Source organism: Nocardioides sp. Root122 (assembly GCF_001425025.1).
Classification (GTDB): domain Bacteria; phylum Actinomycetota; class Actinomycetes; order Propionibacteriales; family Nocardioidaceae; genus Nocardioides.
In genome coordinates this window covers 59,960-72,483 of sequence record NZ_LMDE01000010.1, presented here as the reverse complement: position 1 = coordinate 72,483, position 12,524 = coordinate 59,960, and the positions used below count along the sequence as shown (strand labels likewise).

Here is a 12,524-nt window from a genome sequence, read left to right as displayed (position 1 = left end):
GGTAGCGCTCGACGTACTCGATGAACGCCTCGCCCATGCGGCGGCACAGCGGTTTCCAACCGCCTCGCTCGTCGCGCAGCTCGGCCTCGGTGTGCCGGGCGGGGTTGGCCAGCGCGAGGAGGTGTCGCTTGAGCATCGCGCCTATGTGGGAGGGCAGGGAGAACCGTCCGTGGCAGCGGCCGTTGCCGTCGTCGTCCATCTCGAGTTCGGCGGTCGCGTCGGCGCGGGACTCTTCCTGCGCCAGCGTCTTGGCCTCCTGGGCTTCGCCGAGCTCGGGTGCGACGACGTCGAGGATCCGCTTGCCGAGCCTGCGCAGCGTCTTGGCGTCGTGCTCGGCCGCGGCGGCGAGGAGGTGGTCGCGTGCCTGTGCCCGCACCTCGGGATCGATGATCCGGGTCGCGCCCTCGGGGGTGCGGACGCTGGCGGGGATCGCGTCGACCGCATCCACGATCACCCGTGCCTGCTCCACCCGCAGCTCGCCCGCGGCCAGCGCCTGGCCGGTGGGGGCGTGCAGGGGCTCCTCGAACGCACGCGCCAGCCTGCTCAACCTGGCCGCACGTCACGGGCGCCGGTCGCGTCCCCGAGCCGCCGGCGGTCGGCCTCGGCCACCACTCGGCACAGCTCGCGGGTGAGGCGACTCGTCACACCGGTCAGCTCGTCGACCAGCCGGACGACGTCTCCATCCGACAGACCCCCAAGCGACACCTCGCCCACCTCGGTGAGCGACGCGTGCACGCGCGAGAGCACGTGGCTCACCGCCGGCGACGCCTCCGGCTGCGTGCCCGGGGCTCGGCCCGCACCCTGGTGGGGCCCCTCGGCTGGCACTGCACTCACTGACTGGACCCTCCCGCGCCACGTGGGCGCACCGGCAACTACGGACGGGGCCAGTAACAGTGAGGTGGGTTCAGCCGGATCATCGGCTACACGGAGGGCCCGAGCTCGCTCGCTCGAATCTGTCTCCGACGATAGCCGTCGTCACCGACAGTGGCCCTGAGTCGGACGTGCGACCCCCTCGCGTGGCAGGCAAGGACCTTGATGTGAGCGTCCGGTGCGACGCTGGGCCGCCTTCTGGGCCAGATCCGGCGACGTAGGGGCAATCGCGGCGGGGTGCCCCTGCCCGAAGCACTCCCCCGCCTCCAGTCAGGCGTACTCCTTGGCCACGTAACGCCCGTCCGGAGTGATCGGGTCGTCGACGTTGATCGCCTCGACGGCCTCGGTGAGCTCGGCCTCCTCGAGCGGCGGGCGACGGTCGAGGTGGACGCCGGCGATCATGCAGCGCACCGACCCGCCGGCCAGCTCGATGGTCGGGATCTCGACCGCGACGATCTCGCACGACTCCTCGATCGCGGCGACCTGCTCGGGGCGCAGCGAGCGCTTCGCCCGCGCCGACATGGCCATGACGTAGCGGCGCTTGCCCTCCGGCGTACGCCCGCAGAGCTCAACGGCGTTGCCGGCGAACTCGCGGATCTGGTCCTCGGTCAGCTCGACGATGGTGCGGCCGGTGACGGCGAGGCGCTCGCGCACCTGCTCGCGGCGGTGCTCGTCGGGGATCATGTCGAGGGCGATCATCGCGACGTCCGTGCCGATGCAGGCGATCACGTTGGTGTGGTAGACCGGCACGCCGTCGGAGTCGACCGCGTCGAAGGCCATCGGCTCGTAGTTGAAGTCGGTGCAGAAGCGCTCGAGGACCGCCGCGTCGGCACGGTGGCTGCGCGCGGTGTAGGCCACCCGGGAGACGTGGTCGAGCACCATCGCGCCGGTGCCCTCGAGGAAGACGCCGTCGGGCTCGAGCCCGGAGTAGTCGATGATCGCCTGGACGCGGTACTCCGACTTGAGCATCTCCAGCACGTCGTGACGCCGCTCGTGGCGGCGGTTGGAGGCGTACATCGGGTAGACCGCGACGGTGCCGCCCGCGTGCGTGGACATCCAGTTGTTGGGGAAGACGCTGTCGGGCCGGGTGTGGTCGTCGTCGTCGAAGACGTGCACCCGTACGCCGACGTCGCGCAGCGCTGCGGCGAGCGCGTCCATCTCGGCGAGCGCCTTCTCCGAGGTCGTGTAGGCCGACTGGCCCTCGGGGGCGTCGGACTGGAACGCGTTGTCCGCTGCGGTCGCCGGGTTGGGGACGAAGCTGGTCGCGCGGATGAGGATCACTGCGGAAGGGGCCTGGGCACTCACGGGAGGAATGTAGGGGACGCCGGCGCGCGGCGCGGCATCAGCAGCGGGACGGAGCGCCGCAGCTCAGGCCACCACGGCGGCGAGCTGCTCGGCCACCTCGGCCGGGTCACGGTCGACGGCCGCCTCGTAGCAGGTCAGCTCGGTGACCACCCACCCCGGGACCTCGCTCGGGCTCCACATCCCCGAGGGCACGATCCCGTGCTCCTCGACGTGCGCGACGAGGCGTTCGTTGACCGCATCAGCCTCGCCGGGCGCGTAGGCGAGGAAGGTCGCGATGTGCGGCTTCTCCGGGAAGGTCCGGATGCCCCGCGTGCCCAGCTCCGCGGCCAGCGCGATGGCCCACGTGCGGTAGGCGTCGAAACGACCGAGGTGGTCGCGCAGGCCCTTGAGCCCGCCGACGGCGGCGGTCGTCATCGAGAAGATCGTGCCGCCCATCCGCGCCCGCCACGTGCGCAGCTCCCCGGCGAGGTCCTCCGGGCACACCACCAGCGCACCGCTGGTGCCGCCCAGGCCCTTGTAGAGCGAGACGTACATCGAGTCGACCAGCTCGCCGACCTCGGCCAGGCTGCGGCCCCAGTGGGGCACCGACTCCCAGATCCGGGCGCCGTCGGCGTGGAACGGCACGCCACGCTCGCGGGCGGCTGCCGACAGCCCGACCAGGTCGTCCCAGGACGGCAGCAGGCAGCCGGCGTCACGCAGCGGCAGCTCGACCATGACCGCGCCGAGGCGGCCGCCGATCGCGGCGAGCGACTCGGCAGTGGGCGTCTCGCGGCCGGTGGTCAGCCACTCCAGCTCCAGGCCCATGACCCGGCGCGGGCCGTCCTGCTCGTGGTGCAGCAGGTGCGAGACGTCCGGGAGCGCCACCCGACGCGAGCCCGATCGGTCGCACCAGCTCCGCAACGCCGCCTGCTGGGCCATCACCCCGCTGGGGAACATTACGGCGGCGGGCTTGCCGAGCAGCTCGGCCACCTCGGACTCCAGCTGCGCGACCGCACCGCGCTCGCCGTAGCGGTCCCACTCGATCCCGTGCTCCTCGGCGAAGGCCGCGAGCTCGCGGAACGTCTGCGCCGGGGTGCCCGGAGCGCGCCAGAAGACCGCCTCCGCCGTTGCCGACGCTGCGCGGAACCGGGCCGGCAGGTCGGGGAGGTCGGTCACCTCAGGCCTGGCGCTTGAACCAGTACGTCGTCTCGTCGCCCGGGATCACCTGGACGAGCTCCCAGCCGTTGAGCCCCAGCGTGGAGAGCAGGTCCTCCCACGACTCGGTGCCCTCGACGAGCGCCTCCGGGTCGGCGTTGTAGCCGCCGACCTCGACGTTGCCGTCGTCGTCGACAGTGATCTCGAGGTGCGCCCAGGAAGCCATGGCTCGATCCTGCCACAGCGGCGTCAACGGGTGCTCAGCCGAGGCGCCACTCGTCGCGCACGTGGCAGTCGCCCGACTCCCACCACGCGAGCTGGAGGCGGTCGAGGACCACGTCGACGGGCAGCACGTCACGGAGCAGGCTGGCCGTGGACGCCAGGTCCACCTCCGCAGAGGCGGCGTCGACGGTCAGGTGCGGCTGCACGTCGTCGCCGAACTCCCCGCCGTACGGCGGCCAGCCGGGGAAGGCAGCCACGAGCCGCCCGGTCAGCTCCCGCAGCGCGCGGTCGGGGTCGGGGACGACATGGATGATCCCGTTCGGGAACTGCGCGAGGGCCGCCAGCCGGACCGCGATGGGCGCGGTCGCCGCCGCGACGTCCGCGACCCGGGCGAGCACGTCCGCCGACGGAGCCGGGTCGAACGGTCCGAGCGCCGTGATGTGCGCGTGCCCGAAGCGTGCGTCGGTCGACACGAAGCCAGCGTCGTAGTGGGCGGTGCGGGCGCGGACCCACGCCTCCAGCGGCGCGACCGGCAGCTGCAGGACGGAGTGGCCGGTCACGTGACAAGACTGGCAGGTGTCCGCCGGTCGACGGCCCCTAGGCTGGCGACGCCATGGACCAGAACCGCATCGCCGCGCCCTCCGCAGCCGTCGCCGCCCTCGCCCGCGAGCGCCTCGCCGGGCTCGCCACTCCGGCCGGAGCGCTCGGCCGGGTGGGCGAGCTCGGTGCCTGGCTGGCGGCGGTGCAGGGCGAGGTGCCGCCGCGCCCGCTGGACGACGTACGCCTCATGGTGCTCGCGGGCGACCACGGCGTGGCCGCGCACGGCGTCTCGGCGTACCCGCCGGCGGTGACCGAGGCGATGGTGCGCACGATCGTGTCCGGGCGAGCGGGCGTCTCCGCGCTGGCCGCGCAGCACGGCGTCCGCGTCCGCGTGGTCGACGTCGCCGTGGACGCCGACCTCGACGACCTCCCCGCCGAGGTCACTGCGCACAAGGTGCGCCGCGGCTCGGGCGCCATCCACCTGACCGACGCGCTGACCCGCGAGGAGACCGAGCGGTCCCTCGCGCTGGGCGCGGCGCTCGCCCGGGAGGAGATCGAGTCCGGCGCGCAGCTGCTGATGACGGGCGACCTCGGCATCGGCAACACCACGCCGGCCGCCGCCCTCGTCGCCGCGGTCCTCGGGCTGCCCGCCGACGAGGTGACAGGTCGGGGCACCGGCGTGGACGACGAGGGCTGGGCCCGCAAGCGCGACGTGGTCGCGCAGGCGCTCGCCCGGGCCGAGGGCCGCACCGACGACCCGATCGAGGTCCTCACCGCGCTCGGCAGCGCCGACCTGGCTGCCACGACCGGCTTCCTCGTGGCCGCCTCGACCCTCGGCACGCCGGTGCTGCTCGACGGCCTCATGTCGGTGGCCTGCGCGGTCGTGGCGGAGGCGATGGCGCCCGGTGCGAGCGCGTGGTGGATCGCCGGCCACCGCTCGACCGAGCCGGCCCAGACCCTCGCGCTGAAGTCCCTCGGCCTCGAGCCGCTGCTCGACGTGGGCATGCGGCTGGGTGAGGGGTCCGGCGCGGTCACCGCCCTGCCGCTGCTGCGCTCTGGCATCGCCGTGCTGCGTGACGTGGCGCTGCTGTCCGAGGTCCTGCCTTCGTGAGACCGGCCTCGGTCCTGCGCGACGGCTGGCTGCTGGCGACGGGGACGCTCACCGCTGTCCGCGTGCCCCCACCGAGCCGCGTCGACCGCGCGGTCGCCGGCACCGCGATGGTCCTGGCGCCGCTCGCCGCCCTCCCGCTCGCCGTCGCGGCGGCGCTCGTCGTGTGGCTGGCCGACCTCGTCGACCTGCCCGCCCTCGCGACGGCGTACGTCGTCCTGCTCGCGCTCGCGCTCGGCACACGTGCGTTCCACTGGGACGGCCTGGCCGACACCGCCGACGGCCTCACCGCGTCGTACTCCGCCGAGCGCTCGCTCGAGGTGATGCGCACCGGCCCCGTCGGCCCGGCGGGCGTGGTGGGGGTGGTGCTGGTCAGTGGGCTCCAGGCCGCCGGGCTGGCCGCCGTCGTGCGCCACGAGCACGCCTGGTGGGCCGTCGCCCTGCTGGTCTGCGCGTCCCGCTCCGCGCTCGCCCTGTCGTGCGTGCGCGGGGTGCCCGCGGCCCGCACCGACGGGCTCGGGGCGACCCACACCGGCTCGGTGCCGGTGGTGGCCGCGCTCGCCTCGCTCGTGGTCGGCGCCGTGGCGGTCGCCCTCGCCGGCCACGCCCTCGGCTCCGTCGGGCCTGCGCTGGTCGGACTGGCCCTGATGGTCACGGGGGTGGTGGCGCTCGTGTTCCGCTGCGTCCGCCGCCTCGGCGGCATCACCGGCGACGTGCTCGGCGCCGCGGTGGAGGTCTCCCTCGCCGTCCTGCTGCTGGCCGCCTCGACCGCCTAGCTCAAGGACGCCTAGTCGCCCGAGCCCGGCTCCGCCATCTGCCGGTGCATCGCGGCCTTGAGCTTGTCGGGCATCGCCTTGCCCGCGGCCTCCTGCACCTTCGTCCTGAGACCGCCGCCGACGACGCGGGCCTTGCCCGCCATCAGGGCGTCGAAGCCCTGTCGCGCGACCTGCGCCGGGTCGTCCTTCTTCGACGTGCCCACTTTGGTGTCCTCGGCCATGTCGGCGCGCTCGAAGAAGTCCGTGTCGGTGGGCCCGGGCATCAGCGACGTCAGCGTCACGCCGGTGTCCTTGAGCTCGTTCTGGAGGGCCTCGGTGAAGGACTGCAGGAACGACTTCGAGGCGTTGTAGACCGCCTGGAACGACCCCGGCATCGTGGAGGCGATCGACGACGTCACCAGCACCCGGCCCTCGTCACGGGCCACCATGTCGCGCAGGACGAGCTTGGCCAGCCGCACGGTCGAGGTGATGTTGAGGTCGATGATCGACAGCTCGTCGGCGAGGTCGATGTCGACGAACGCGCCGCCCTGGCCGTGGCCGGCGTTGAGCGCGATCGCGTCGAGCGGCCGCCCGTCGGCGCTGATGGCGGAGTAGAGGTCCTCGACACCCTCCCGCGTGCGCAGGTCGACCTGCACGGGCGTCACCTCGCCCTCGCCCTCCGCCCGCAGGACCGCTGCCGCGACGGCGATCTCGGCGTCGTCGGCCGCGACGATGACGTCGAAGTGGTGCGCGACGAACTGCCGGGCCAGCTCGAGGCCGATGCCGCTCGAGGCACCGGTGACGACCGCCAGGGGCCGGCCCTCGAGCGCGGCGTTCGGTGACGTGACGCGGGTGGGCTGGGGGGTCGCTGGCTGCTCGGTCATGCGGGCTCCGTACCCACGCCCTCGCGTCCGATCCCCCGCCCGGCCTCTGGGAGGATGCGCGTCATGCGGATCCTGGTCACCGGCGGCGTCCGGTCGGGCAAGTCCTCCCACGCCGAGGCCCTGGTGGGTGACGGCCCCGCGACGTACGTCGCTGCCGGCCCGTCGCCCGACGTCGAGACCGATCCCGACTGGGGGGCACGCGTCGCCGCCCACCGCGCCCGCCGCCCGGCGTCGTGGAAGACCCTGGAGACCCAGGACCTGGCCACGGCGATCCGCGAGGGCATCGACCCCGTCCTCGTCGACTGCCTCGGCACCTGGCTCACCGCCGTGGTCGACGAGGCCGATGCGTGGGAGCAGGACAACGACACGGTCCACGACCTGGTCTCTGCCCGCGTCGACGAGGTGGTCGAGACGCTGCGTGACAGCTCCCTCGACGTCGTCCTCGTCACCAACGAGGTCGGCCTGGGCGTCGTGCCGGAGCACCGCTCCGGCCGGCTGTTCCGCGACCTGCTCGGCACGGTCAACCAGCGCGTCGCCGCGGCCTGCGACGAGGTTCACCTCGTCGTCGCCGGGCGCGTGCTGCGGCTGTAGCGGCGGGCATATCGTCGATCCATGACCCCACTCGTGGCCGAGGTGATGCTCGCGTCGCCCATCGTGCTCGATGGGTCCGCGACCGTGGACGAGGTGCGCACCGTCTTCGCCAGCTCCCACGTCCACATGGTGCTGCTGACGTCGAGCGGTCACGTGGGCGAGCCGTTGCTCGGCACGCTGGTGCGCGAGGACCTCCTCGGGCCTGAGGGTGCCCGGGGCGCGGTCCTCCCCCACGCCCGGCTCGCGGGCCGGACCGTGGGGGCCGACCTGCTCGCCGACGACGTACGCCGCTCGATGCAGGCGGCCGGACAGCGCCGCGCCGCCGTGGTGGACGGCGACGGGCTGCTGCTCGGGCTGCTCTGCCTGAAGCACCACGGCGGCGGCTTCTGCACCGACGCGGGCGTCGCCTCCCGCCGGGCAGCGCGCCGGTCCGACGCCGACCAGACCAAGGCCGTCAGCCGAGCGCCTCGAACCTGACCCCGGCCGCCGGCCCCCTGGTAGAGGCGGGTCCCCGACTCGCTGACCACCCACAGCTGGTCCGGCCCGGTGAGCGCCATCCCCTCCGCTCCGGGCACGAAGGAGCGGCTCCGGCCGTCGGGACCGACGAGCACGCCGCACGAGGTGTTCGACCGCGCCAGCCAGAGCCCCGGCCCGACGCCGTCAGGCGACGCTGGCACCCACTCCCCCGCCGCGTCCCCGGTTCGCGGGAAATCGGTTCCTGATCGCACCGCTGCGGCGGGCGGGCACGGAGGCTGTGACCAGTGCCTGTGGGCGACCGGGAGGAGGACCCACATGTCCATCGCCATCACGCATCCGGGCGCGCGGCTCCTCGCTCCCGCCCTGGACACGCTCGCGGACGTCGTGGCGGGCGACTGGGCGAGCGCCGCCCGGCTGTGCGCCGCCCGGCTCCGGGTTCCCGCCGCCTGCGCGGCGGACCTCGCCGCGGCCGCGGCCCGCGCCGGGGTGCTGCGTCGCCGGCGGACGCCGTACCACTACCAGGTCCACCTCCGGATGCTCCTCGTCGACGAGCACCCGGCCGTCCTGTCCGCCGCGCTCGACCTGCAGGTGAAGCTGTGGATGGGACAGTGGGACGCCCTCGAGCAGGTCGCCCCTCCCACCGGCCGCCCCCATCCGGAGTGGCGACCCCACGAGCTCCTCGAGATCCGCGCCCGACACCAGCAGGTCGACACCTGGCAGCGCGGGCCCTACGCGTGCCAGAGCTTGTTCCTCGCGCCGACCAAGGCCCGGCTGGCGCACCACGTCCTCGTCCAGCTCGACGGCGGCGACCCCCGCGGCCGCTACGACCTGCCGGCCGGCCCGGCGGCGGTCGACGTGGGGTGACCCGGTTCCCGCGCGCCTGCGCGAGGATGGCCGGGTGAGGATCGAGGACGCGCTGCTGCGCGCGCAGGAGGCCGCCGCGCCCGAGGTCGGCCGTGGCCGACCGGCCGAGTACATCCCCGGCCTGGCGTCGGTGGACCCGCACCAGTTCGGCATGGCGATCGCCTCGTGCGACGGCGAGGTGCACGTCATCGGTGACGCCGACGTGCCCTTCTCGGTCCAGAGCATCAGCAAGGTGTTCACCCTCGCGCTGGTCATCGCCGCCGAGGGCGAGAAGGTCTGGGAGCGCGTCTCCCGCGAGCCGTCGGGCAACCCGTTCAACTCCTTCCTCCAGCTCGACCAGGAGGCCGGGCGTCCGCGCAACCCGTTCATCAACGCCGGCGCACTCGTCGTGACCGACCGGCTGCAGGCACTGACCGGCGACGCCAGCGGCGCACTGCGCGACCTGATGCGGCGCGAGAGCGGCCGGAGCGACGTCGACAGCGACCTCGACGTGGCGCGGTCCGAGCTCGACGCCGCTCACCGCACGTTCGCGGTCGCGCACCTCCTGGCCAGCTACGGCAACCTCGAGGGCTCCGTCGAGGAGGTCATCGACCAGTACGTCCGGCAGTGCGCGCTGTCGATGACGTGCCGCGAGCTCGCTCTCGCCGGGCTGTTCCTCGCCCGCGACGGCGTCCTCTCCGACGGGACCCAGCTGCTCAGCCCCCGCGAGACGAAGCGGGTCAACGCCGTGATGCTCACCTGCGGGACGTACGACTCGGCGGGCGAGTTCGCCTACCGAGTGGGTCTCCCCGCCAAGAGCGGCGTCGGCGGCGGCATCCTGGCCGTGATCCCCGATCGAGGCGTCGCCTGCGTGTGGAGCCCCTCGCTCGGTCCGTCGGGTTCGTCGGCCGCCGGGCTCGCGGCGCTCGACGCGTTCACGACGTACTCGGACTGGACGGTGTTCTGAGGCGCTGGACGGCGAGGGGCAACGTCGCGATCGCGACAGCCCCCGCGACGAGCAGAGCGGTCGAGAACGACGTGAGCTCGGCGATCACCCCGACGAGCACCGAGCCGAGCGCCGTACCCGCATCGAAGCCGACGTTCCACACCGCGCTGGCGAGGTTGTGGTGCCGACGGTCGACGGCCGCGAAGGAGATCAGCAGGGTGAGGTTCTGCAGCCCGCCGTAGGACAGGCCGAGGAGGAGCAGGGCGACCAGGAACGCGCCGGTGCGCACGCCCCCGCCTCCGGCCACGGACCACGCCGCGAGCGCCATCGCCACTCCCGTCAGCACGACCAGGGGTACGAGGAAGGGCTGGGCGCCATGTCGGTCCGCGATCACCCCGAGCCGCCACCGGCTGAGTGCCGCGGACACCCCCATCAGCAGCAGACCGCCTGTCGCGACGGCCGCGTCGTCGACCATCTGGGGCGCGAACGTGATCACCGCTCCGCCCGCCAGGGTGACGGCCAGCAACAGCAGCATCGGCCGCAGCAACCGCCGGTAGGCGACCAGCGCGCCGTCTCCTGCGTCGGGTGAGGAGGTCGCGTCCGAGGACTGGTGCAGGTCCGGCGCCGTGAGGCGCAGCGCGGACGCGAGCCGGTGAGCCGCGGGGATGCCGGCCAACGGGAGCGCGCTCAGGGCGAACGCCACCCCGTAGCCGAGGCCTTCGGCGATCCATGGTCCCGCCGGGAGGATGACGAGGTTCGGCACCGCGATCGCGAGGCCGTACGCCCCGATCGCCTCGCCGCGGCGCTCCGCGCCGACGAGCGCGGCGACGGCGGCACTGCCCGAGACGGTGAGGACACCGAACCCGACACCCCGCACGGCGGACAGCGCGAGGATCACCTCAAGGCTGTCGGCGAGCGACAGGAGCAGGCCCGGGACGCCCAGCAGCACCAGGCCGACCGTGAGGACCCGTCCCCACCCGAAGGACCGCAGCGCGCGCGGCACGAGCAGCTGGGTCAGCACGGTGAACAGCAGGAGCACGCCGTTCACGAGCCCGGCGCCCGCGGTCGACGCGCCACCCTCGACGGCCCACAGCGGAGCGACCGTGAGCAACACCGCGAAACCGGAGAAGCCGGCGCACGTCATCGCCACCAGGGGCGCCATGCCCGGTTGACGCCAGACCGACCCCCGCCCACTCACGGCCGGGAGCCTAGTGGTGGACGTGCTCTATGGGGTCCACGACGTACCCTCTCCGATGGGTGGCGTGCCGTCCGCATCCCGCTTCCGACGAGGTCTTCGAGCGGGTCGCTCAGGTGCTCGAAAACAGGTGTCCGGCATGTGGATCCAGGCGTGAAATCGCGGTCTGAGTGTCGGTGGGGGTGCGTAGCGTTCGTGTCATGGGAAGCGACCTCCTCGACCTCGACGCGGACGGGCTGCTGGCCGCCGCGACGGAGGCCGAGGCGGCGTCGCGGCTCGCCGAGGTGCACAAGCTGGAGCTGCTGTCGGCGTGGGCGGTGCTCCACTCGACCGACCCGACCGAGGGCCCCGACGGGCACATGGCGCGGCGTGTCGGCAACGTGCTGCGGCAGGTGGGCGGTGACGGCACTCCGGGCGTCCAGGACTTCTGTCTCGGCGAGATCGCCCTGGCCCGCGGCGCCGGCGTCACCGCGACCAGCAACATGCTCGCCGACGTCCTCGACCTCGAGCACCGCCTGCCCCTGACGTGGGCGGTGACCCGGCGCGGCGAGTGCGAGGTCTGGGTGGCCCGCCGTGTCGCCAGGCTCTCCCGCCACCTGCCGGCCGACAAGGTCGGCGTCGTCGACTCCGCAGTCTCCCGGATGATCGCCAGCGAGTCCGTCGGTCGCGTCCTCGAGGTCGCCGAGGCCAAGGTGATCGAGGCCGACACCGCGCTCCACGAGGAGCGGTGCGAGGCGGAGCGGCGGCGACGCTACGTCGGCCCCGGCCGCACCGACGAGTTCGGATTGCGCACCCTCATCGCCCGCCTCGAAGCGGGTGACGCTGCTGCTGTCGATGCCATCGTCCACCGGGTCGGCGAGATCATCGCGCCCCGTCACCCCGACGACACCCCCGACGAGCTCCGCGCCCTGGCGTTCGGCTGGTTGGCGCGGCCCGCCGAGCTCTTCGCGCTGCTGGTCGAGCACTCGATGTCCGCGAACGACCCCGACGCGGATGCCCTGTTCGACGAGCCCGAGCCCGAGAGCCAGGCACCGTCGCGCGCCTTCGCCTTCCCCGCCGACCTGCTCGACGCCCTGCGCGACCTCGACCTCCGCCCTCTGGCACCGAAGGTGGTGCTCCACGTCCACCTGCACGAGGCCGCTCTCCACAGCGGTGACGGTGTCGCGCGCATCGAGGGATTCGGGCCGGTCACCATCGCTCGGCTCGCCGAGCTGCTGCGGGGCTCGATCATCAAGATCCAACCGGTCAAGGACCTCTCCAACCGCGTCCGCTACACGGCGTACGAGCACCCCGAGTCACTCCGCGACCAGGTCCACCTCGTCACCGGCGGCGACTACTGGCCGTGGGCCGGCTCCACCAGCCGCAAGGTCGACCTCGACCACCCTGTCCCCTACGACCACGGCGACGAGACGCGAGATCCCCCGCCGGACCAGACCGGCTCCCACAACTCCGGCCCCCTCGGCCGACGACACCACCGCTGGAAGACCCACGCGGGCTACAGGTCTCGCCAGTGCGGCGAGGGCCGCTACGTCTGGTTGACCCCACACGGCCAGGGCTTCCTCGTCGACCACACCGGCACCCACCGCATTCATCCGGAGAAGGCGCGGATGATCCTCGATGCGCCCGTGGGCGTGGACATCTATCCGGCGTAGTT

15 protein-coding genes are annotated in these 12,524 nt (G+C 73.4%); 7 read left to right on the top strand and 8 right to left on the bottom strand.

All coding sequences use genetic code 11. The features are described from left to right. The 6 genes from ASC64_RS22735 to ASC64_RS09550 all read right to left on the bottom strand — a co-directional run. On the bottom strand, positions 1-547 hold a 547-nt coding region (locus ASC64_RS22735), incomplete at its 3' end, for a DUF222 domain-containing protein (protein WP_235563629.1). Then, positions 544-834, bottom strand: a complete 291-nt coding sequence (locus tag ASC64_RS09570) for a hypothetical protein (protein ID WP_156385111.1) — start codon at positions 832-834, stop codon at positions 544-546. The genes ASC64_RS09570 and ASC64_RS22735, both read right to left, overlap by 4 nt. A gap of 306 nt (positions 835-1,140) precedes the next feature. Continuing rightward, positions 1,141-2,175 carry a citrulline utilization hydrolase CtlX gene (gene ctlX / locus ASC64_RS09565; RefSeq protein ID WP_056907319.1) on the bottom strand — a complete coding sequence of 345 codons (1,035 nt, stop codon included), beginning with the start codon at positions 2,173-2,175 and terminating at the stop codon, positions 1,141-1,143. Between the two features lie 63 nt (positions 2,176-2,238). Next, positions 2,239-3,330 (bottom strand): threonine aldolase family protein, encoded by a 1,092-nt coding sequence (locus ASC64_RS09560; protein ID WP_056907318.1) that lies wholly within the window; start codon positions 3,328-3,330, stop codon positions 2,239-2,241. 1 nt (position 3,331) lies between these two features. Then, on the bottom strand, positions 3,332-3,535 hold the full coding sequence (locus ASC64_RS09555) for a hypothetical protein (protein ID WP_056907317.1): 204 nt from the start codon (positions 3,533-3,535) through the stop codon (positions 3,332-3,334). 34 nt (positions 3,536-3,569) lie between these two features. Then, the gene (locus ASC64_RS09550) at positions 3,570-4,091 is read right to left on the bottom strand and encodes a 2'-5' RNA ligase family protein (RefSeq protein WP_056907316.1); all 522 of its coding nucleotides are present in this window, start codon (positions 4,089-4,091) and stop codon (positions 3,570-3,572) included. Between the two features lie 53 nt (positions 4,092-4,144). On the opposite strand from ASC64_RS09550, the gene cobT reads away from it, so the two are divergent. Then, positions 4,145-5,182 carry a nicotinate-nucleotide--dimethylbenzimidazole phosphoribosyltransferase gene (cobT, locus tag ASC64_RS09545; RefSeq protein ID WP_056907315.1) on the top strand — a complete coding sequence of 346 codons (1,038 nt, stop codon included), beginning with the start codon at positions 4,145-4,147 and terminating at the stop codon, positions 5,180-5,182. Continuing rightward, positions 5,179-5,955 (top strand): adenosylcobinamide-GDP ribazoletransferase, encoded by a 777-nt coding sequence (locus ASC64_RS09540; RefSeq protein WP_235563627.1) that lies wholly within the window; start codon positions 5,179-5,181, stop codon positions 5,953-5,955. Before cobT ends, ASC64_RS09540 begins: the two co-directional genes overlap by 4 nt. Before the next feature lie 11 nt (positions 5,956-5,966). On the opposite strand, the gene ASC64_RS09535 is transcribed toward ASC64_RS09540, so the two are convergent. Continuing rightward, positions 5,967-6,818: an SDR family NAD(P)-dependent oxidoreductase gene (locus tag ASC64_RS09535; protein ID WP_056907314.1), complete on the bottom strand. Its 852-nt coding sequence runs from the start codon at positions 6,816-6,818 to the stop codon at positions 5,967-5,969. 63 nt (positions 6,819-6,881) lie between these two features. Between ASC64_RS09535 and cobU the strand changes: the two genes are divergently transcribed. From cobU to ASC64_RS09515, 4 genes are all read left to right on the top strand, one after another. Beyond that, entirely contained in the window at positions 6,882-7,409 is a 528-nt protein-coding gene (cobU, locus tag ASC64_RS09530; RefSeq protein ID WP_056907313.1) for a bifunctional adenosylcobinamide kinase/adenosylcobinamide-phosphate guanylyltransferase, read from the top strand. Between the two features lie 21 nt (positions 7,410-7,430). Next, positions 7,431-7,886, top strand: coding sequence for a hypothetical protein (locus ASC64_RS09525; protein ID WP_056907312.1), 456 nt, complete (start codon positions 7,431-7,433; stop codon positions 7,884-7,886). Between the two features lie 315 nt (positions 7,887-8,201). Further along, on the top strand, positions 8,202-8,750 hold the full coding sequence (locus tag ASC64_RS09520; protein ID WP_056907311.1) for a hypothetical protein: 549 nt from the start codon (positions 8,202-8,204) through the stop codon (positions 8,748-8,750). Between the two features lie 34 nt (positions 8,751-8,784). After that, positions 8,785-9,696, top strand: coding sequence for a glutaminase (locus ASC64_RS09515; protein WP_056907310.1), 912 nt, complete (start codon positions 8,785-8,787; stop codon positions 9,694-9,696). Here ASC64_RS09515 and ASC64_RS09510 read toward each other — a convergent pair. After that, entirely contained in the window at positions 9,665-10,873 is a 1,209-nt protein-coding gene (locus ASC64_RS09510; protein WP_200937657.1) for an MFS transporter, read from the bottom strand. The two genes, ASC64_RS09515 and ASC64_RS09510, sit on opposite strands and share 32 nt — an antisense overlap. 197 nt (positions 10,874-11,070) lie before the next feature. Between ASC64_RS09510 and ASC64_RS09505 the strand changes: the two genes are divergently transcribed. Continuing rightward, positions 11,071-12,522 carry a hypothetical protein gene (locus ASC64_RS09505; RefSeq protein ID WP_056907308.1) on the top strand — a complete coding sequence of 484 codons (1,452 nt, stop codon included), beginning with the start codon at positions 11,071-11,073 and terminating at the stop codon, positions 12,520-12,522. Positions 12,523-12,524: the final 2 nt, after the last annotated feature.